Genomic DNA, 19925 nt, shown 5'->3' on the forward strand with positions numbered 1-19925 from the left:
GGGTTGTGGGACGCGGCTGGTGCCGCCCGAAGAAGCCCTTGTGGTGGGGAGGAAAAGAAGGTGTTTCCCCGGCGCCGGGGGGCCGGCGCGGATCCCCCCGCCCCCACAGCCCTCACCCGCCCCGTGCGTCCCGCCTTCCGGCCCGTTCCGCTCGTGGCGTCCCGTACCGACCGGGCCGGGCGGCCCGCGCGGTCAGTCCCTGCCGAGCAGCGAGGCGAAGACCTGCGCCAGCGCCGCCTCGGGGTCGGCCACCCGGCCCTCCGCCCGCCACGCCACGAAGCCGTCGGGGCGCACCAGCACCGCGCCCTCGGGCGTCGTGCCGTGCTTCTCGGCCCAGTCGACGCCCTCCTCCGGGGCCAGGTCGTCGTCCGGCTCGGTGCCGATCAGATAGCAGTCCAGCGCTACGGCGAAGCGCTGGACGGCGCCCTTGGCCGCGGTGCGCCACATGTCGCCGTCGGAGCCGGACAGCAGCACGAACGACTTCTCGTAGAGGTCCAGGGTCGAGCGGCGCTCGCCGCCGGCGTGCAGCCACATGTGCGGGGCGCGGGTGCCCGGCTCGCTGGTCAGCCGCAGCTGCTCGGGAACCACCGGGAGCTCGGGGTCGGCGCCGACGACCGCGCCCTCGGGATAGCAGTAGCCGAGGGCGACGGTGAGCACGCCGCGCTGCCGGCCACCGCCCGCCCCCGGTGCCGGGACGTACCCGGGGTGGCTGTGCTCGGCGGACCGGGCCGAGGCGCGCGCGCTCGTCTCTCGCGCCACCGGCCGGCGCTCCGCCTCGTACGTCGCCAGCAGCCCGGGGCCGGCCGAGCCGTTCAGGACGGCCGCGAGCTTCCAGGCGAGGTTGTGGGCGTCCTGGATGCCGGTGTTGGAGCCGAACGCCCCGGTGGGGGACATCTCGTGGGCCGAGTCGCCGGCGAGGAAGACCCGGCCGACCGCATAGCGTTCGGCGACCCGCTCGGCGGCGTGCCAGGGAGCCTTGCCGGTGATCTCCACGTCCAGGTCCAGGGCGCCGGTCGCCCGGCGGATGTGGTCGATGCACCGCTCGTCGGTGAAGTCCTCCAGGGTCTCGCCCTGGTCGGGGTGCCAGGGGGCGTGGAAGACCCACTCCGCCCGGTTGTCCACCGGCAGCAGCGCCCCGTCCGCCTCGGGGTTGGTCAGGTAGCAGGCGATGAAGTGCCGGTCGCCCACCACATCCGCCAGGGCCGGGGCGCGGAAGGTGATGCTCACGTTGTGGAACAGGTCGCCGGGGCCCGTCCGGCCGATGCCCAGCCGCTCGCGGACCGGGCTGCGCGGGCCGTCGGCCGCGATCAGGTAGTCCGCCCGCACGGTGCTTGGCTCACCGGTCTCCCGGTCCCGCAGGACCGCGGTCACCCCCTGCGCGTCCTGCTCGAAGGAGACCAGCTCGGTGCCGAACCGCAGCTGTCCGCCCTGCTCGCGGGCGCGGCGCACCAGTACGGGTTCGAGGTCGTTCTGGCTGCACAGACACCAGGCGGACGGACTGATCCGGGCCAGGCCGCCGCCCGGGTCGATCTCCTTGAACAGCCACTCCTGTTCGTCGCCGGTGAGCGAAGGGGCCTGCAGGATGCCGTGGTTGGCGGCCAGGACCGACGCGGCCTCCCGGATCGGCCGCTCCGCTCCGGCGACCCGGTACAGCTCCATCGTGCGGACGTTGTTCCCCCGCCCGCGCGGGTGGCGGGAGGTGTCCGCGTGCTTCTCGACCAGTAGATGCCGCACACCCAGCCGTCCCAGGAACAACGACGCGGACAGGCCCACCAGGGACCCGCCCACGATGAGTACCGGGACCCGGTCTTCAACGGTGGGGTTCATTCGTGCTCCAGCTCCATGGGCGCATTGAGGGCAGATGGAGCACGAATGCCCCGATATGGCCGTTTTCGATCACGATTCACCTGCATGGCTCACAGATCTCGCGCCACCGGACGGTCCCCGCCACGATCGAATCCGGGACGCCCCGGGACACCCGGGCAGCCGCCCACCATCCGGCTCAGTCATCCGGATCGCACCGGAACTGACGACGCACCACAGGGGCCGTCGGGCCCCGAAGGAGATGCGTAGACGATGACCACGCTGTCGGAACGAATATCCCAGTCCGCCTTCGACGGCTCCCGCCTCCGGGTCGTGCTGCTGCTGGACCTCCACGACGGAGCCCAGCAGCGCTTCCTGGAAGCCTACGAGCACCTGCGCAACCAGGTCGCGTCGGTCCCCGGTCACATGACCGACCAGCTGTGCCAGTCCATCGAGAACCCCTCGCAGTGGCTGATCACCAGTGAGTGGGAGAGCGCGGCGCCATTCCTCACCTGGGTCAACAGCGAGGAACACGTCAAGATGGTCCAGCCGCTGCACAGCTGCGTCCGCGACACCCGCTCGCTGCGCTTCAGCGTCCTGCGCGAGACCTCCAACATCGCCACGCTCGCCCCCGAGCCCCCCAAGGGCCGGCTGCAGGCCAACCCCCGCGTCGGCGACGGAGTGGTCCGGCACGCCCTGACCTTCACCGTCAAGCCCGGCAGCGAGGACAAGGTCGCCGAGATCCTCGCCGGCTACACCTCCCCGGAGGCCCGGGTCGACGACACCACCCGACTGCGCCGCACCTCCCTGTTCATGCACGGCAACCGCGTCGTACGAGCCGTCGAGGTGCAGGGCGACCTCGTCGCGGCGCTGCGCCACGTCTCCCGGCAGCCCGAGGTCCGGGCCGTCGAGGAGGCCATCAACCCGTACCTGGAACAGGACCGCGACCTCAGCGACCCCAACTCCGCCCGGGTGTTCTTCACCCGCGCCGCACTGCCCGCCGTGCACCACGTCGCGGCACACGGCAGCCGGCCCGAGGACGTACGGCGCCATGCGCTGCTCTACCCCGCCAAGGAGGGGTGCGGCATGGTGCTGGCCAGGATGCTGGCCCGCCAGGACGAACTGGCCGCCGACGACGAGGCCTGCCCGATCGCCGGCAGCACCATCTTCCAGCGCGACGACATCGTCGTCCGGCTGATCGACCTGCGGATCCCCATCGACAGCGACCCCGTGCTGTCGCTCGGCGTGCGCGGCCCCCGCAAGATCGCCGTGCTGCGGCGCCTCCTCGACAACGAGGCGGCCGGCGCCCTGTCCGACGACCGTGAGCTCGCACGCTTCCTGACGCGCTCGGACATGGCCCTGATCACCGATCGCCGGGCCCCGGACGCCTGACCGCAGCCGCCCGCGGCAGATCCCACCCCACCCAACCGACGGCCTCACGCCCCCTGGAGGAATCAGCCATGACCACGGACCGCCCACGCATCGTGGACCTCAGCGAGACCAAGCCCAACCGCCGGCGCGGAGGTGATCTGCGCGCCATGCTGACACCCAGCGCGGTGGGCGCCACGAGCGGCTTCATGGGCATGGCACTCGTCCAGCCCGGCGAGCGCATCGGCGAGCACTACCACCCGTACTCCGAGGAGTTCGTGTACGTCGTCCAGGGCGCCCTCGAAGTGGACCTGGACGGCGAGACCCACTCGCTGCGCCCGGACCAGGGCCTGCTGATTCCCCCCTACATGCGGCACCGGTTCCGCAACGTGGGCGACGTCGAGGCCCGGATGGTCTTCCACCTCGGCCCGCTGGCACCGCGCCCCGAGCTCGGCCACGTCGACACCGAAGGCGCGGAGGACAGCACGCCGGCCGTGCCACCCGAACGAACGGAGCCGGTGTCATGACCCGCCGTGTGGCGGTCACCGGCGTCGGCATCGTCGCCCCGGGCGGCGTGGGCGTACCCGCCTTCTGGGACCTGCTGTCCGCCGGGCGTACGGCGACCCGCGGCATCACCCTCTTCGACCCGGAGGGCTTCCGCTCGCGCATCGCCGCCGAGTGCGACTTCGATCCCGAGGCCCACGGGCTGAGCGCGGATCAGATCGCCCGCTCGGACCGGTACATCCAGTTCGCGAGGGTCGCCGCCGCCGAGGCGCTGCGCGACGCCGGCCTGGACACCGAGAAGGAGGACCCCTGGCGCATCGGGGTGTCCCTGGGCACCGCGGTCGGCGGCACCACGCGCCTGGAGCACGACTATGTCGCCGTCAGCGAGCACGGGCAGCGGTGGGACGTTGACCACCGGCCGGCCGGCCGCTATCTGGAGCGGGCGTTCTCGCCCAGTTCGCTCGCCTCCGAAGTGGCCGAACAGGTCGGTGCGCACGGCCCGGTGCAGACCGTCTCCACGGGCTGCACCTCCGGCCTCGACGCCATCGGGTACGCCTTCCACTCCATCGAGGAGGGCCGGGTCGACGTGTGCATCGCCGGCGCGTCGGACTCCCCGATCTCCCCGATCACCGTGGCCTGCTTCGACGCGATCAAGGCGACCTCCGCCAACAACGACGACCCCGCCCACGCCTCACGGCCGTTCGACGCCCACCGCGACGGATTCGTCATGGGGGAGGGCGGCGCCGTACTCGTCCTGGAGGAGCTGGAACACGCCCGCGCCCGCGGTGCGACGGTCCACTGCGAGATACGCGGCTACGCCACCTTCGGCAACGCGTACCACATGACCGGCCTCACCCAGGAGGGCCTGGAGATGGCCGAGGCCATCAACCGCGCGCTCGGCCACGCCAGGATCGACGCCACCCAGGTCGACTACGTCAACGCACACGGCTCCGGCACCCAGCAGAACGACCGGCACGAGACCGCCGCGGTCAAGCGGTCGCTGGGCAAGCACGCCTACCAGGTGCCGATGAGCTCCATCAAATCCATGGTGGGGCACTCGCTCGGCGCGATCGGCGCCATCGAGATCGTCGCCTGTGTGCTGGCACTGACCCACCAGGTCGTGCCGCCGACGGCCAACTACGAGACCCCGGACCCGGAGTGCGACCTCGACTACGTGCCCCGGACGGCACGGGAGCTGCCGCTGCGTTCGGTGCTCTCGGTCGGCAGCGGCTTCGGTGGATTCCAGTCAGCGGTCGTACTGACCCGACAGGGCGGGAGGGCACGATGAGCTCCCCTAAGGAACGACGCTCCGTCGTCACCGGCATCGGCGTCATCGCCCCCAACGGGGTGAGCACCGAGGCCTTCTGGAAAGCGACCAGGGAGGGCATCAGCGTCCTGGACCGGGTGACCCGCGAAGGGTGCGAGCACCTGCCGCTCAAGGTCGCCGGTGAGGTCCGCGGCTTCGACCCGGCGGATCTGATCGAGGAGCGCTACCTCGTCCAGACCGACCGGTTCACGCACTTCGCCATGGCGGCGGCCAACCTCGCGCTGGACGACGCCCACCTCGGCCGCGCCGACTACAACCACTCGCCGTTCGCGGTGGGCGTCGTCACGGCCGCCGGGTCGGGCGGCGGCGAGTTCGGCCAACGGGAGCTGCAACGGCTCTGGGGCCAGGGCTCCCGGCACGTCGGCCCGTACCAGTCCATCGCCTGGTTCTACGCGGCCAGCACCGGACAGATCTCCATCCGCGGCGGCTTCAAGGGACCCTGCGGAGTCGTGGCCAGCGACGAGGCGGGCGGCCTGGACGCCCTGGCGCACGCCTGCCGCACCATCCGGCGCGGCACCGACGCCGTCGTCGTGGGCGCCGCCGAGGCGCCGCTGGCCCCCTACTCGGTCGTCTGCCAGCTCGGCTACGACGATCTGAGCAGGCTCGACGACCCCGACCGCGCCTACCGCCCGTTCACCGACGGTGCCTGCGGATTCGTGCCCGCCGAGGGCGGCGCGATGCTGGTCATCGAGGAGGCGGCGGCCGCCGGGAAGCGCGGGGCGACCGTCCGGGCCGTGCTCTCCGGGCACGCCGCGACCTTCACCGGGGCCTCGCGGTGGGAGGAGTCCCGCGACGGGCTCGCCCACGCGATCCGCGGCGCGCTGGAGGACGCGCGGTGCGCTCCGGAGGAGATCGACGTGGTGTTCGCGGATGCGCTCGGCGTCCCGTCGGCCGACCGCGCCGAGGCGCTGGCCCTGGCGGACGCCCTGGGCCGGCGCACCGCCCGGATCCCGGTGACCGCGCCCAAGACCGGCACCGGGCGGGCGTACTGCGGTGCCCCCGTCCTGGACATCGCGGCCGCGGTGCTCGCCATGGAGAACGGCGTGGTGCCGCCCACGCCCAACGTCGTCGACGTATGCCACGACCTCGACGTGGTGATCGGCCGGGCCCGGCCCGCCGAGCTGCGGACGGCGCTGGTGCTGAGCCGGGGGCTGATGGGGTCGAACGCGGCGATGGTGCTGCGGCACGCCCCCACGTCCCCCTCGTGAGAAGGAGAACCCCACATGACCGCTCAACTGACCCTCGACGAGCTGGCGTCGCTGATGAAGTCGGCCGCCGGCCTCACCGTCGACCCGAAGGACCTGGCCAACCGCGCCGATCTGTCCTTCGCCGAGTTCGGCCTCGACTCGCTCGGCCTCCTCGGCATCGTGGGCGAACTGGAGAACCGGCACGGCCGGCCGATGCCGACCGACGCGGAGCGCTGCAAGACGCCGCGCGACTTCCTCGCCCTCGTCAACACCGACCACGCCACCGCCGACAAGGACAAAGTGCCTACGACAGGAGCCTGACATGCCCGGCCACACCGAGAACGACATCACCATCGCCGCGCCCCTCGACCTCGTCTGGGACATCACCAACGACATCGAGAACTGGCCGCAGCTGTTCAGCGAGTACGCCTCGGTCGAGGTGCTGTCCCGGGAGGGCGACAAGACCACCTTCCGGCTGACGATGCACCCGGACGACAACGGCACCGTCTGGAGCTGGGTCTCCGAACGGGTCATGGACCGCAGGGCCCGCACCGTCCGCGCCCGCCGCGTGGAGACCGGCCCCTTCGAGCACATGGACATCCACTGGAAGTACTCCGAGATCCCGGGCGGCACCTCGATGCACTGGACCCAGGACTTCGCGATGAAGCCGCAGGCCCCGGTCGACGACAAGGGGATGACCGAGCTGATCAACCGCAACTCGCGGATCCAGCTGGAACTCATCCGGGACAAGATCGAACAGCGGGACCGCGAGCTGCGTTCCGCCGCCGTCAACTGACCGCCCACCGGGCCGCGTCCGGACCGCCCCCCGGCGGCAAAGAAGGGATCTCCCCGATGCATCACGCTCTGATCGTCGCTCGCATGGCACCCGGTTCGGCTCCGGACATCGCCGAGGTCTTCAAGACCTCCGACCGCACGGAGCTGCCCCACCTGGTCGGCGTCTCGCGGCGGACCCTCTTCCAGTTCGGTGACGTGTATCTGCACCTCATCGAATCCGACCGGCCGCCCGGCCCGGAGATCGTCAAGGTCACCGAGCACCCCGAGTTCCGCGCGGTGAGCGACAAGCTGTCCGCCTATGTCAGCGCGTACGACCCGGAGACCTGGCGCAGCCCCAAGGACGCGATGGCCCACGAGTTCTATCGCTGGGAGCGCGACGGCTGCGGCTGACGCGCGGGCGGAGCCGGGGCGATCCCCCGGTGCACGCATCCGCCCGGGAACGGGCCGGGCCGCCCGGCGAGGAGGCTTCTCCTCGCCGGGCGGCCTGCCGTTCACGGGCACGTTCGCCTCACGCCGGGACGGTGCACTCGAAGGCGTGCAGATAGGGGTTGACGGGCGTGATGTCGCCGACCTTCAGGCCGGCCGCCGACATCCGGCCGACCAAGCTCTCCTTGGTGTGCTTGGCACCGCCGACGTTCAGGAGCAGCAGCAGGTCCATGGCGGTGGTGAACTTCATCGAGGGGCTGTCGTCGACCAGATTCTCGATGATCACCACTCGGGCGCCGGGGCGGGCGGTGTCGACGACGTTGCGCAGCGTCCGGCGGGTGCTCTCGTCGTCCCACTCCAGGATGTTCTTGATGATGTAGACATCGGCCTGCACGGGGATGTCGTCGCGGCAGTCGCCGGGCACGATCCGTACCCGCGGGGCGAGCGCGCCGCCCTCGCGGAGCCGGGGGTCCGGGTTCGCCACCACCGTGGGCAGATCGAGCAGCGTGCCCTGCATCGCGGGGTACTTCTCCAGCAGACTGGCCAGCACATGTCCCTGGCCGCCGCCGATGTCCGCCACCGACGACGCCCCGGACAGGTCGAGCAGCGCGGCGAGGTCCTCGGCCGACTGCTTGCTGGAGGTGGTCATGGCCCGGTCGAAGACGTCGGCGGAGTCCGGCGCGTCCTCATGGAGGTAGCTGAAGAAGTCCTTGCCGTACAGGCCGTCGAAGACGTCGCGGCCCGAGCGCACCGCCTCGTCGAGCCGGGGCCAGGCGTCCCAGGTCCAGGGCTCGGTGCACCACAGGGAGATGTAGCGCAGGCTGTTGGGGGCGTCCTCGCGCAGCAGCCGGGACATCTCGGTGTGGGCGTACTTCCCGTCCGCGGTCTCCTCGAAGATCCCGTAGCAGGACAGCGTGCGCAGCAGCCGCTCCAGCGGCCGCGGCTCGGCCCGCACCGCGGTGGCCAGCTCCTGCGCCGTGGCGGGCTGCTCGCCGAGGGCATCGGCGACGCCGAGCTTGGCCGCGGCCCGTACGGCCGCCGCGCACGCCGCTCCGAAGACCAGCTCGCGCAGCCGCATGGCCGGCTGGGGGGTGGGACTTACGGTGGTCATTCCGCCTCGATTCTCCCGTGTGAAGTCAGCACAGACGGGCCGGCTCCGAGGTCCGGCACTTGTTGCCGTGGAACTCGTTGCCCCGGCCTTCGGTGTCCCGGTTGGCCAGGTCCACCGGCTTGTTGCCCAGCACCACGTTGTCCCCGATGAAATTGCGCTCGTTGAGGGCCTTGACGAAGCTGTGGAAGAGCACGACGCCGCCGGAGAGCGGGGACTTGCCGGCGTTGTCCCGGATGAGGTTGTGGACCACCCGCGCCTCCTCGGTGCCGGTGAGGACGACGCCGGAGCCCTGGAGGAACGGCAGGCGGGGGTTGGCGGGGCAGTACTTGTTGTTCTTGGTGATCTCGTTGTTGCGTACGGTCAGGGCACCCGCCCTGGGGCGCGACTCGTCGCCGACGATGAACGCTCCGCCGCAGTTCCCGGTCATGGTGTTGTGACTGACCGTCAGATTCCTGACGCGCCGGATCGTGACACCGATCCGGTTGTCCGTCATGAGGTTCTGGGAGATGGCCGTGCCCCGGGTGTCGGTGGCCCCGCCCTCCTCCTTGACCGTGTTCGCGACGAAGATGCCGGAGTCGCCGTTGCCGACGACCTGGTTGTCCCTGATCAGGCTGGCGGTGGACTTCTCCGCGGCGATGCCCCACACGTGGTTCTTCCGCGAGGTCACATCGGTGACGGTCAGCCGCTCGGTGCCGGAGGCCCAGATGCCGTTCCGCTTGAAGTCGGCGACGGTCAGCGAACGGATGTGGACGTCCTGGAGCGGGTGGCCCTTGCTGCCGATGACGCAGATGCCGTTGCCCTCCTGCCCGCAGGCGTTCTCCGCGCGCTTCCCGGTCGGCTTGATCACCGTTTTCGCGCCCGCTCCGACGAGGCGCAGCCGGGACTTGTTGATCAGTACGCTCTCCTGGTAGACCCCGGGCTTGATGACGACGGTGTCACCCGGCCGTGCCCTGTCCACCGCCCGCTGGATCGAATCGCCCGGGCGGACCACATGCCGCCCGCCGTCGCAGGGGGCGGCCGCGCCCAGTCCGCCGGCCATCACCGCCGCGACGCAGCCCATGTATTTCATCTGTCGAAGCGCCATGAGGCGAAGCTATGGGCGATCACCACCGCTCGCCACATGTGGTAACCCGATGGCCACGGTGCGTGCGCCCGCCGGCTTTCGACGCGCTGTCAACTCCGCTGCCCGGCCGCCCGCGCGCCCGCCCGTCAGGGCCGGTCAGGGCGCCTGCGGGAGTGCTCGCCGCCGTCCTCGGCCGTACCGGGGCACGGAAGGCAATCGGCCGTCCCTGAATCAGCTGACCGGGTAGTGGACGGCCCGTCGGCCCCACCCTCCCGCGGCTCACCGGATCCGGCGTCCGACGGCGCGTCAGCCGGCCCGTCCGGCCACACCTCGGTGAGGAACGCCGCGAGGCTGGTCGGCAGGAACCACGGTCGGACGCGGAAGACGGTCATGGCAGTCCAACGCGCGGGGCCTGCCTGACGACACTTCGCTGGGGCTTGATCACCCGTTCGCTGCGCTTTGCTGGCTTCCCACGTTGTCGGCTGTCCCACCGTGGTGTTTTTCGCCGTTGCGCCTGCGGCGGGCGGTTGTTTGTCGGGTGCGGTGACAGCCCTACGGACTTCGTCCTACGGTCTGTCCCCTCCCGTGGGTGGGTGGAAGACGGGCCGGAGGGGGCGAGCCCCGCCCGTCGACTACCGGCACACGAATGCTGACGTCCAGTCCCACCGGTCTCTCTCCCCCTCCCACGGGAGGGGGCGGACCGCAGGACGGAGTCCGGAGGGGCGCACCCGCTGCCGAAAACGCCCCGCGCAGCGGCACCCAGCCCGCCGCAGGCGAACCCAGCGAAACCCCCACGGCGGGAAAGCCGACAACGTGGGCCGCAGCAAAGCGCAGCGAAAGGGCCGCAGGCGAACCAAGTGAAACCCCCACGGCGGGACAGCCGACAACGTGGGAAGCCAGCCAAGCGCAGCGGACGGGATAGAATTCCGCCGGTCAGCCCGAACGCGGAGGTCATGCGTGGTACCGAAGCGCAAGGGGCCGCCGCCCTGGCGGGCGGTCCGGTCACGGAACTGCATACCCACGCGCTCCGGGCCCGGTGCCACACCCCCGTGCCGGGGCCGTGCGCCGGGGCGCGGGCCGCTCCGCACGGCCCGCGGGCACGCCCGTAGTTGCCCGGAGCGCCTCGCCCACCGCTACTCCTCGCCGCGCCGCGGGGTCCGCCGGGCCCGCGCCACCGCGGTCCGCCCCGGAACCCGGCTCGCCCGGCTGCCCGGCACGGTGCTCGTGCACCGGCCGCCCCGGGACAGCCTCTGGCGCCGGGCACTGCTCTGCGTCGTCGTCACGAATCTGGTGCTGGTCTTCCTGGTGCTCGTCGTCTACCTGGGGCGGCACGCGGGGACGTAGGGCGCGGGACGACGCCGGACCCGCCCGCCGCGGCATGGACCCGCCACAGCCACCGGACGTCCCGCCCGAACGACCACACGAGCAGCGCCAGCGCCACGGCCACCGAAGCCGCCGCCGAGGCCCGCGGCATGATCCCGGAACCCGCCACGACCAGCACGATCCCCTGGAGCGCCGCCACCGTCTTACGGGCCATGCTGTGCGGCAGGGCCCCGCCGAGCCACGGCAGCGCCCAGGACGCCGCGACGAAGGCGTACCGCATCAGACCGATGGTCAGCACCCAGGCGCCCAGCGGCACCGCGAGGTAGACGCAGAGCACCAGGATGAGGAAGGCGTCGACCTCCATGTCGAAGCGGGCCCCGAGCCGGGTCGCCGTTCCCGTGCGCCGGGCGACCTGTCCGTCGACGGCGTCCAGCAGCAGCGCGACGGTGGCCAGCGCGATCAGCACCGTGACCGGTGCCTGCCCGTCGAAGGAGTCCGCGACCAACGCCGTCACGCCGCCGACGAGGATCGTCCGGGCCAGGGTGACGCGGTTGGCGGGACCGAACGGCCCCGTCCACGACCGGCGCAGCGCGAGGGTGAGTACGGCCCAGCTGCCCACGGCGAACACGGCACCCGTCAGCCAACCCGCGGTGCCCAGGCCGACCGCTCTGCAGAGCACCACCAGCACCAGCAGCTGCACACCCATTCCGGCCGTGGTGTCCTGCTCCAACCGCCTTGTGCCGTGACGCTCCTTCACAACAGCCACCGTGCCTCCCGCGACTTGTGGCGCAGTCCATGGGCGCCGCGTATGGTGACGGCGTCCTCATGATCCCCAGCATCAACGACCCCACGACGGAGCGTCCAGGAGGATCCCGATGCCGCGCGTCGCTTGTGCTTTTTGGCTAAGCGCTCCGGGCCGGGGCGAGCTGCGGCCGGTGCCGCTGGCGGAGCCCGGTTCCGATGAGGTGCTCGTGCGGACCCTGTACTCCGGTGTGAGCCGCGGGACCGAGACCCTGGTCTTCCGCGGTGGCGTTCCCGAGAGCCAGTACGGCGCCATGCGGGCGCCGTTCCAGGAAGGCGAGTTCCCCGCACCGGTCAAGTACGGCTACCTCAACGTCGGCGTCGTCGAGGAGGGGCCGCCCGCGCTGCGCGGCCGCACGGTCTTCTGCCTCGCCCCGCACCAGACGCACTACGTCGTCCCGGCGCACGCCGTCACCCCGGTGCCGGACACCGTCCCCGCCGCGCGCGCCGTGCTGGCGGGCACCGTGGAGACCGCGGTGAACGCCCTGTGGGACGCCGCGCCGCTGGTCGGCGACCGGATCGCGGTGGTCGGCGCGGGCATGGTCGGCTGCAGCGTCGCCGCCCTGCTCGCCCGCTACCCGGCGGTCCGGCTGCAGTTGGTCGACGCCGACCCGGCGCGCGCCACCACCGCCGAGGCGCTCGGTATCGACTTCGCGCTGCCCGGCGACGCGTTGGGCGACTGCGATCTCGTCGTGCACGCCAGCGCGAGCGAGGAGGGGCTGGCGCGCTCGCTGGAACTGCTCGCCCCGGAGGGCACCGTCATCGAGCTGAGCTGGTACGGCGACCGGCGGGTCAGTCTGCCCCTGGGGGAGGCCTTCCACTCCCGCCGGCTGGTCGTCCGCAGCAGCCAGGTCGGTGCGGTCTCCTCGGCGCGGCGCGCCCGCCGCACCTTCGCCGACCGACTCGCGCTCGCCCTCGACCTGCTCGCCGACCCCGCCTTCGACGCCCTGATCACCGGCGAATCCGCCTTCGAGGAGCTGCCGTCGGTACTGCCCCGGCTCGCCTCCGGCGACCTCGCGGCGCTGTGCCATCGCATCCGCTACGCGCCTCCGGGCGCCTCCTAGAGCACGGGCGCGGCACGCCGCGACCGCCCCACGGAAGGCATCGTCACCGTGGCCGTCCATGAGACCGACATCACACCGGAGGAACGCCCGTGTTCAGTATCACCGTCCGCGATCACCTCATGGTCGCGCACAGCTTCCGCGGCGCGGTCTTCGGGCCGGCACAGCGACTGCACGGCGCGACCTTCATCGTGGACGCCACCTTCCGCCGCGAGGCCCTCGACGCCGACAACATCGTCGTCGACATCGGCCTGGCCACCCAGGAACTCGGCCAGGTGGTGGGCGAGTTGAACTACCGAAACCTCGACGACGAACCCGCCTTCGCGGGGATCAACACCTCGACGGAGGCCCTCGCCAAGGTGATCGCCGACCGGCTCGCCGACCGCGTACAGGCCGGCAACCTCGGCGAGGGCGCCCGCGAGCTGGCCGGCATATCGGTCACCCTGCACGAATCGCATGTCGCCTGGGCGACGTACGAGCGCACGCTGTGACGCGGACCGGCGCCGACCGGGCGCCGGAGCGGGTGGTGCACTTCGTCGTGCCCGGTGGCGTCGACGATCCGAAGAAGCCCAGCGGGGGCAACGTCTACGACCGGCGGGTGTGCCGCGACCTCCCGAAGCAGGGGTGGCGGGTGCACCCGTACGCGATGCCCGGCAGCTGGCCGCGGCCCGACGCGGTGGCCCGCGCGGAACTGGCGGGCCGGCTGGCGGCCCTGCCGGACGGTGCGGTGGTCCTGCTCGACGGGCTGGTCGCCGGCGGCGTCCCCGAGATCCTCGCCCCCGAGGCCGAACGGCTGCGGCTCGCCGTGCTGATGCATCTGCCGCTGGGGGACGAGACCGGTCTCGACCCCGGGACGGCGGCCGAGCTGGACGCCCGCGAACGCCGCACCCTGCGCGCCGTGGGGGCCGTGGTGGCCACCAGCGAGTGGGCCGCCCGCCGGATCGTCGCGCACCACGGGCCGGCGGTGGCGCGGGTCCACGTCGCCAGGCCGGGTGTCGATCCCGCGCCCCTCGCGCCCGGCACGGACGGTGCCGGCGCGCTGCTCTGCGTCGCCTCGCTCACCCCGCGCAAGGGCCAGCGCCGGCTGCTCGACGCCCTGGCGGCCGTCTCCGAGCTGCCCTGGAGCTGTGCGTTCGTCGGCGGGCCCGGCGGCGACCCCGGCTACGCCCGGCAACTTCCCGGCAGAGCCGAGGAGTTGGGCATCGCCGAGCGGGTCGACTTCGCCGGTCCGCTGGCCGGCGAGGAGCTGGCCGTGCGCTACGCCGCCGCCGACCTGCTGGTGCTCACCTCGTACGCCGAGACCTACGGCATGGTCGTCACCGAGGCGCTGGCCCGCGGAATTCCGGTGCTGGCGACGGCGGTGGACGGCGTACCGGAGGCCCTCGGGCGGGCGCCCGACGGCGGTCTGCCCGGCCTGCTCGTACCGTCCGCAAGTCCGGTGGAACTCGCCGATGCGCTGCGCCGCTGGCTCGGCGATCCGCGGCTGCGCCACCGGCTGAAGAGATCGGCACGCGACCGGCGTGCCATGCTGGAGGAGTGGGAGATGACGTCGCAGAGTCTGGCCGGAGCGCTGGAACGGCTTCGGCACGAACCCCGGAGGGCGCGTTGAACGCCGTGGGAAGCGCCCGGTTCGCCGCCGGCTGGCTGGAGTTGCGCGAGCGCGCCGATGCCGTGTCCCGGGCGCCCGAGCTGCTGCGCCCCCTGCGCACCTGGCTCGCGCGGGCGGCCGAGGCCGGGCCCGCGGGGCGCCCACCCGGCCTGGTGATCCGCGATCTCGGCTCCGGCACCGGCTCGATGGCGCGCTGGCTCGCCGTCCGGCTGCCCGGTCCGCAGCAGTGGACCCTCCACGACCACGACCCGGCGCTGCTCGCCCACGCCGGCGCGCGGATGCCCTCGACGGCCGCTGACGGGACCGCCGTTCACACCGTCACCGAGCACGGCGATCTGACCGCCCTCAGCGCCGCGGACCTCGCCGGTACGTCGCTGGTCTCCGCCTCGGCGCTGCTCGATCTGCTCACCCGCGAGGAGGTGGAGGCGCTCGCCGAGGCCTGCACGAGCGCCGGGTGCCCGGCACTGCTGGCGCTCTCCGTCGCCGGGCGGGTCGAACTGACCCCAAAGGAGCCGCTCGACGCCGAGCTGGCCGCCGCCTTCAACGACCACCAGCGCCGCGCGGACCGGGGCCGCCGCCTGCTGGGTCCGGACGCGGTCGCGGCGGCCGTCGCCGCGTTCGAGCGACGGGGCGCGACGGTGTCGCTGCGGTCCAGTCCATGGCGGCTGGGGAGCGCCGAGTGCACGCTGATCGCCGAATGGCTGCGCGGCTGGGTGGGTGCCGCGCAGGCCCAGCGGCCGGCGCTGGCGCCCCGGGCCGTCGCGTATCTGCGCCGGAGACTGGACCACTGCGCGGCGGGGGAGTTGGGCGTCACGGTGCACCACACCGATCTGCTGGCGCTGCCCGGTCCGCCGTCCAGGGCCGAGTGATGCACCGGTCCGGCTGGGCGGCGTGGCTGAGGCTGCTGGTGGGCGCGGGTGTGCTGGTGGCGCTGGTGTGGCACCTGGGCTCCGCCGCCTTCCTGGCGGGGCTGCGCAGGATCGATGCCGGAACGCTGCTGGCCGCCCTCGCCATCGGCCTGCTGACCACGGTCCTCAGCGCCTGGCGCTGGTGCCTGGTGGCCCGCGGCCTGGGGCTGCGGCTGCCGCTGGGCCGGGCCGTCGCGGACTACTACCGGGCACTGTTCCTGAACGCGGTGCTGCCCGGCGGGGTCCTGGGCGATGTCCACCGCGCCGTCGGGCACCGCCGCGGCTCGGGCGACCTCGGCCGAAGCGTGCGCGCGGTGATACTGGAACGCGCCGCGGGCCAGCTGGTGTTGCTCGTCTGCGGTGCCGCGGTGCTGCTCGTGCGACCCTCACCGGTCTCCGCCGCGCTCGCCCGCGCGCTCGGCTCGCCCGGCGTCGTGCTGCCGGTCGCCGCGCTGTGTGCGGTGGTCCTGGCGGCCGTCGGATGGTGGTGTCTGCGCCGCGGGAGGGCACGCGCCCCGCGGGCCGAGGCGCGCCAGGGCCTGCCGTCCCGCGGGGTCTGGCCCGGTGTCGCGCTGTCGTCGGTGGCGGTGCTCGCCGGGTACCTCGCGATGTTCGTCCTGGCGGCCCGTGTCGCCGGGGTCACCGCACCCACCGCCGAGCTGGTGCCGCTGGTGGTGCTAGCGCTGCTCGCGATGGCGCTGCCGGTCAACATCGGCGGCTGGGGTCCCCGCGAGGGCGCCGCCGCCTGGGCGTTCGGCGCCGCCGGACTGGGCGCCGCACAGGGGCTGACCACCTCCGTGGTCTACGGCGTGCTCGCCTTCGCCGCCGGCCTGCCCGGCGCCGCGGTCCTGCTCGTGCGGTGGGCCGCCGGAGCACGCGCCGGCCACCGCCCGCAGTTCGAGCTCGAAGAGCGTGTCCTCGCCGAGCAGGGCGCGCCGCAGCGGCGGACGTAGCGCCTGGCGCATCACCGGCGTACCGGGAAACCGCAGACCGGGGACGCCGTCGCCGAGCAGGACCGGCGCGACGGTGAGGTACAGCCGGTCCAGCGCCCGCGCCCGCACGAACCGCGACACGGTGACACCGCCGCCCTCGATCAGCACCCGGCCCAGCCCGCGCCGCGCCAGCACCGCCAGCAGCCGCTCCGGGCCGAAGGCGTCCGCATCCGGCAGCCGCAGGACGTCGACCCCGGCGCCCGAGGCGTTTCGGGGCGCGGGGCCGGCGCCCGGTCCGAGCACCCACAGCGTCGGCGCCGCACCATCGGTGAACACCCCGCTGCGCACCGGCACCCGGCCCTGCGGGTCGAGCACCACCCGTACCGGATGCTCGCCCGCACACGCGCGTACGGTCAGCCGGGGGTCGTCCGCCACGGCGGTACCCGCCCCCACCACCACCGCGTCGGCCAGTGCGCGCAGCCGGTGAAGATGGCGGCGGTCCTCCTCGCCGGTGACGTAGTCGGCGTCGCCGGTACGGGTCGCGATGAAGCCGTCCAGGCTCTGCCCGAGCTGAGCGAACGCGATCCGCGGACCCGCCAGGCAGAGCGGCAGATAGCGCTCGGCGAGCTCGGCCGCCCCGGACGAGGCCGGCTGCGCCCAACGCCACCCGCCGTCCCCGTCCGTCACCAGCCCGGCCGCCCGGGCGTCGCCGGCCGTACGGATCCGCAGCAGCCGCTCCCATGCCGCCGTGGCGTCCAGCACCTCGGGCCCTTTCCCGGCCGTCATCTCACCGCCCGCCTTCCGCCGGCGTCCCCAGCAGCGCGGCGTATTCGCCGAATTCCGCCACCAGTCCGGCCAGCAATTCCCTGCCTTTGCGGGCGGAGGCGAGCGAGGGGCGGCCGACGACTCCGGAGGCGGTATAGGCCGACATTCCCAGCGTCAGCAGATGCTTTCGGTCATCGGCGGTGCAATCCGCCGATTCGTAGCCGTCCTTGACCAGTTCGGGATGCGCATGCAGGAGGATGGACGTCTCGACCTCTCCCGCATGCATATCGCTGTGCGCGGAGGTGCGCACCCCGGCCCGGGCGCGGGCCGCCTCCCAGTCCGCCGACTGGGGGAACAGCGCCATCCGCACCCCGCTCCCGACGGATTCCTGAACCACATTGCGCAGTACGTAATTTCCGCCGTGCCCGTTGACCAGAACCAGGGTGCCGATGCCGGAGCGGCGGAGCGAAGCGGCGATGTCGGTGACGACCGCGTGCAGGGTCCGCGCCGAAATGCTGACGGTCCCCGGCCAGTCGGCGTGTTCGTGCGAACAGGACACCGTCAGTGGTGGCAGCAGCTGGACGGGATGGGCGGCCGCCAGCTCCCCGGCGATGGTGCAGGCGATGACGGTGTCGGTGATCAACGGCAGGTGGGCGCCGTGCTGTTCGAAACTGCCGACCGGCAGGACGGCCGTCACCGGGCGTCGCGCCCGCACGTCCTCGGTGGTGTCCGCCGGCAACAGAGCGGTGGCCGGGGACGGTTGTGGTGGAGCGGTCATGGGCACTGCCGCCTTTCGTCGCCGGCTGACCGGGGCGTCGGCCTCGCAGCATACTTGTCGTATGGGTGAGTAATCGCTGCCGCCCTATTCACCGCGCGGGTACCATCGCGCCATGACGGACCCCGACGATGTAGTCGGTCCGGGCCTCGGCCCCGACCTCGCTATCGCTCTCGACGATGCCGGCCGTGAAAATGCGGGTGTGGAACGGGTGGTGGAGGTCCGGCTGCCCACCACCTACGGGGAATTCCGCGCGGTCGGCTATCTCGACCGGCGCGGCGATATCGAGCAGGTGGCGCTGGTGTACGGCGAGGTGGCGGGCGAACTGGCGCTGACCCGGGTGCATTCGGAGTGCCTGACCGGCGATGTCTTCGGCTCCACGCACTGCGAATGCGGCGATCAGCTGTCCGCCGCGCTGCGCGCGATCGTGGCGGCCGGGCGCGGCGTTCTCGTCTATCTCCAGGGCCACGAGGGGCGGGGAATCGGTCTGCTGGCCAAACTCCGGGCGATGAAGCTGCAGGACGACGGGCTGGACACGGTCGAGGCGAACATCGCGCTCGGACTGCCGGTCGACGCCCGTGAGTACCGCGTCGCGGCGGAGATCCTGCAGGATCTCGACGTCCGGTCCGTGCGGCTCCTGTCGAACAACCCGCGCAAGCGCGCCGCGCTGCTGCGGCACGGCATCACCGTCGCCGAACAGGTTCCGCTGCTGGTGGCGCCCCGGGCGGAGAACATCCGCTATCTGCGCGCCAAACGCGAGCGCCTCGACCACGACCTGCCCCATCTGGACGGCATCCACGGCCTGTCCTGAGGCGGCAGGCATACGAGCGGTAAGGGCCCGCGACACGTGGTCGCGGGCCCTTACCGTGTGCGCCTGCCCGGCGGCGGACGCCGTATCAGGAGGTGGCGGGCGCCGCCGTGGGTGCGGCGGCCCGCTGCTGGGTGGGGACGACGCGCTCCGCGAGGTGGCCGAAGAGCAGCCCGAAGGCGGTCCACAGCGCCAGTTGGACGGCGATCGTCGACAGCCGGAACTGCCACAGCAGTGTGCCGGGGAAGCCGTGCGGCACATTGTCGTAGGACGGCAGGAAGGCGTACGCGACAGCGACGGCGACCACGAACGCGGCACCGGCCGCCACCGTGGCGTACCAGTTGCCCAGCTTGGGTGCCAGGCGCCGGCCGAGGATCGTCGCGCCGACGGCCAGCAGGATGCCGAGCAGCATCATCAGGAAGTACAGGGCGGTGCGCTGGCCGATGGTGTCGGGGTCACCGACGGCCGGCGGGTTCGCCGGGTACTTCAGGAACGGTACGAGATAGACCAGCAGCGCGGCGCCGGACAGCAGGGCCGCGGTGGTCCGGGCGCCGAAGCGGCCGATCCGGCCCAGCAGGAAGCAGAAGACCAGTGCGGCGATGCCGCCCAGCGCCACGCCGTAGACCAGGACGCCGGTCGCCAGCCCCGCCGTGGACTGCAGACCGCGGCTGACGACCTCCACCTCGTGCTCGTGGCCGTGGCTGTGGGCCTCCTCGAACGCGATGGCGGCGTCCACCCGCGGTTCGCCCAGCAGGTAGGCGACGACCAGGGCGACGACACCGGCTGCCAGGCCGGCGAGCAGACCGCGCACCAGAAGATTTCTGATGGTGAGCGAGTTCATGGGTGCCAGGTCCGATCAGTGGCAGGGGAAGCCGAGGAGGTGGCGTCCGTCGTGGACCCACTCGTGCACGTCGGTGCCGGACAGCAGCGAGGTGGCGCCCTGCTCGGCGCCGACGAAGTACAGCAGGACCAGCGCCAGGACGACGCCGAACAGCGCCCAGGGGGCGATCTCCTTGAGGGGGAGCGGAGCGGGGGCGGCGGCGCCGGTGGCCGGGGGTGCGATGGTCTGAGCCATGGCAGGACCTCCTATTAGGGGGAACTCGCGTCCCTAGTCAGTGGAGTGCGGGACGACATGCCGGGTCTGGCTCATCCGGCCTGGCCCTTTTGGGCTGGTAAAAACCGGACATACAGTGGCGCGACCGCGCCGGGATCCCACCGGCTTCCGTCATGTCATCGTCAATACGATCGGGAAGGTACCGTGAACCGGCCACCGGGCCAAGGCCATAGAGGGGGCGGAGTGGCGCAGGACGGGGCGCACCTGCTGGGCAACTGCCCTGTACGGATGGTCGGTTGACGGTG

Annotated in this window: 21 protein-coding genes and 1 pseudogene; 14 read left to right on the forward strand and 8 right to left on the reverse strand. The window is 72.5% G+C overall.

Annotated elements, in window-relative coordinates; all coding sequences use genetic code 11:
• Positions 1 to 192 precede the first annotated feature (192 nt).
• The gene (locus AC0680_RS22040) at positions 193 to 1827 is read right to left on the reverse strand and encodes an FAD-dependent oxidoreductase (protein WP_478631299.1); all 1635 of its coding nucleotides are present in this window, start codon (positions 1825 to 1827) and stop codon (positions 193 to 195) included.
• Between the two features lie 249 nt (positions 1828 to 2076).
• On the opposite strand from AC0680_RS22040, the gene AC0680_RS22045 reads away from it, so the two are divergent.
• The 7 genes from AC0680_RS22045 to AC0680_RS22075 all read left to right on the forward strand — a co-directional run bounded on the left by AC0680_RS22045 (position 2077) and on the right by AC0680_RS22075 (position 7374).
• Positions 2077 to 3195 (forward strand): SchA/CurD-like domain-containing protein, encoded by a 1119-nt coding sequence (locus AC0680_RS22045; RefSeq protein WP_478631300.1) that lies wholly within the window; start codon positions 2077 to 2079, stop codon positions 3193 to 3195.
• A gap of 68 nt (positions 3196 to 3263) precedes the next feature.
• Positions 3264 to 3698 (forward strand): cupin domain-containing protein, encoded by a 435-nt coding sequence (locus AC0680_RS22050; RefSeq protein WP_478631303.1) that lies wholly within the window; start codon positions 3264 to 3266, stop codon positions 3696 to 3698.
• Positions 3695 to 4963, forward strand: a complete 1269-nt coding sequence (locus tag AC0680_RS22055; RefSeq protein WP_478631305.1) for a beta-ketoacyl-[acyl-carrier-protein] synthase family protein — start codon at positions 3695 to 3697, stop codon at positions 4961 to 4963. Before AC0680_RS22050 ends, AC0680_RS22055 begins: the two co-directional genes overlap by 4 nt.
• On the forward strand, positions 4960 to 6210 hold the full coding sequence (locus tag AC0680_RS22060; RefSeq protein WP_478631307.1) for a ketosynthase chain-length factor: 1251 nt from the start codon (positions 4960 to 4962) through the stop codon (positions 6208 to 6210). The genes AC0680_RS22055 and AC0680_RS22060 overlap by 4 nt, the downstream gene beginning before the upstream one ends.
• A gap of 15 nt (positions 6211 to 6225) precedes the next feature.
• Positions 6226 to 6510, forward strand: a complete 285-nt coding sequence (locus AC0680_RS22065) for an acyl carrier protein (RefSeq protein WP_478631308.1) — start codon at positions 6226 to 6228, stop codon at positions 6508 to 6510.
• A 1-nt stretch (position 6511) separates the two neighbouring features.
• The gene (locus tag AC0680_RS22070; protein ID WP_478631311.1) at positions 6512 to 6985 is read left to right on the forward strand and encodes an SRPBCC family protein; all 474 of its coding nucleotides are present in this window, start codon (positions 6512 to 6514) and stop codon (positions 6983 to 6985) included.
• Between the two features lie 56 nt (positions 6986 to 7041).
• Complete coding sequence (locus AC0680_RS22075) at positions 7042 to 7374, forward strand: TcmI family type II polyketide cyclase (protein WP_478631314.1); 333 nt, start codon at positions 7042 to 7044, stop codon at positions 7372 to 7374.
• Between the two features lie 118 nt (positions 7375 to 7492).
• Here the strand turns inward: AC0680_RS22075 and AC0680_RS22080 are convergent, their stop codons facing one another.
• Both AC0680_RS22080 and AC0680_RS22085 read right to left on the reverse strand, forming a co-directional pair.
• Positions 7493 to 8521 carry a methyltransferase gene (locus AC0680_RS22080; protein ID WP_478631316.1) on the reverse strand — a complete coding sequence of 343 codons (1029 nt, stop codon included), beginning with the start codon at positions 8519 to 8521 and terminating at the stop codon, positions 7493 to 7495.
• Between the two features lie 25 nt (positions 8522 to 8546).
• Positions 8547 to 9605, reverse strand: coding sequence for a right-handed parallel beta-helix repeat-containing protein (locus AC0680_RS22085; protein WP_478631318.1), 1059 nt, complete (start codon positions 9603 to 9605; stop codon positions 8547 to 8549).
• Positions 9606 to 10541: 936 nt separating this feature from the next.
• On the opposite strand from AC0680_RS22085, the gene AC0680_RS22090 reads away from it, so the two are divergent.
• Complete coding sequence (locus tag AC0680_RS22090; protein WP_478631320.1) at positions 10542 to 10928, forward strand: DUF6126 family protein; 387 nt, start codon at positions 10542 to 10544, stop codon at positions 10926 to 10928.
• Here AC0680_RS22090 and AC0680_RS22095 read toward each other — a convergent pair.
• Positions 10864 to 11613, reverse strand: a complete 750-nt coding sequence (locus AC0680_RS22095; protein ID WP_478631671.1) for a CDP-alcohol phosphatidyltransferase family protein — start codon at positions 11611 to 11613, stop codon at positions 10864 to 10866. The two genes, AC0680_RS22090 and AC0680_RS22095, sit on opposite strands and share 65 nt — an antisense overlap.
• Positions 11614 to 11782: 169 nt before the next feature.
• Here AC0680_RS22095 and AC0680_RS22100 point away from each other — a divergent pair, with 169 nt between their 5' ends.
• The 5 genes from AC0680_RS22100 (at position 11783) to AC0680_RS22120 (ending at position 16239) form a co-directional block, all read left to right on the forward strand.
• A complete protein-coding gene (locus AC0680_RS22100) occupies positions 11783 to 12772 on the forward strand; it encodes a zinc-dependent alcohol dehydrogenase (protein ID WP_478631321.1) in 990 nt (329 codons plus the stop codon).
• Between the two features lie 89 nt (positions 12773 to 12861).
• Positions 12862 to 13260, forward strand: coding sequence for a 6-pyruvoyl trahydropterin synthase family protein (locus tag AC0680_RS22105; protein WP_478631324.1), 399 nt, complete (start codon positions 12862 to 12864; stop codon positions 13258 to 13260).
• Entirely contained in the window at positions 13257 to 14378 is a 1122-nt protein-coding gene (locus AC0680_RS22110; protein WP_478631327.1) for a glycosyltransferase family 4 protein, read from the forward strand. The genes AC0680_RS22105 and AC0680_RS22110 overlap by 4 nt, the downstream gene beginning before the upstream one ends.
• Positions 14375 to 15247, forward strand: coding sequence for a small ribosomal subunit Rsm22 family protein (locus AC0680_RS22115; protein ID WP_478631330.1), 873 nt, complete (start codon positions 14375 to 14377; stop codon positions 15245 to 15247). Before AC0680_RS22110 ends, AC0680_RS22115 begins: the two co-directional genes overlap by 4 nt.
• Positions 15247 to 16239, forward strand: coding sequence for a lysylphosphatidylglycerol synthase transmembrane domain-containing protein (locus tag AC0680_RS22120; protein ID WP_478631333.1), 993 nt, complete (start codon positions 15247 to 15249; stop codon positions 16237 to 16239). Before AC0680_RS22115 ends, AC0680_RS22120 begins: the two co-directional genes overlap by 1 nt.
• Positions 16240 to 16341: 102 nt before the next feature.
• Here AC0680_RS22120 and AC0680_RS22125 read toward each other — a convergent pair.
• Both AC0680_RS22125 and AC0680_RS22130 read right to left on the reverse strand, forming a co-directional pair.
• Positions 16342 to 17004, reverse strand: a pseudogene (locus AC0680_RS22125) (RibD family protein); the annotation flags it as partial.
• 1 nt (position 17005) lies between these two features.
• Positions 17006 to 17761: a creatininase family protein gene (locus AC0680_RS22130; protein ID WP_478631336.1), complete on the reverse strand. Its 756-nt coding sequence runs from the start codon at positions 17759 to 17761 to the stop codon at positions 17006 to 17008.
• Between the two features lie 112 nt (positions 17762 to 17873).
• Between AC0680_RS22130 and ribA the strand changes: the two genes are divergently transcribed.
• A complete protein-coding gene (gene ribA, locus AC0680_RS22135; protein WP_478631337.1) occupies positions 17874 to 18569 on the forward strand; it encodes a GTP cyclohydrolase II in 696 nt (231 codons plus the stop codon).
• Between the two features lie 85 nt (positions 18570 to 18654).
• Here ribA and AC0680_RS22140 read toward each other — a convergent pair whose 3' ends face one another.
• Both AC0680_RS22140 and AC0680_RS22145 read right to left on the reverse strand, forming a co-directional pair.
• Positions 18655 to 19407 (reverse strand): CbtA family protein, encoded by a 753-nt coding sequence (locus AC0680_RS22140; protein ID WP_478631340.1) that lies wholly within the window; start codon positions 19405 to 19407, stop codon positions 18655 to 18657.
• A 15-nt stretch (positions 19408 to 19422) separates the two neighbouring features.
• Positions 19423 to 19641 (reverse strand): CbtB domain-containing protein, encoded by a 219-nt coding sequence (locus AC0680_RS22145; RefSeq protein WP_384438680.1) that lies wholly within the window; start codon positions 19639 to 19641, stop codon positions 19423 to 19425.
• Between the last annotated feature and the right edge of the window lie 284 nt (positions 19642 to 19925).

Source organism: Streptomyces sp. NPDC043738, assembly GCF_056436545.1.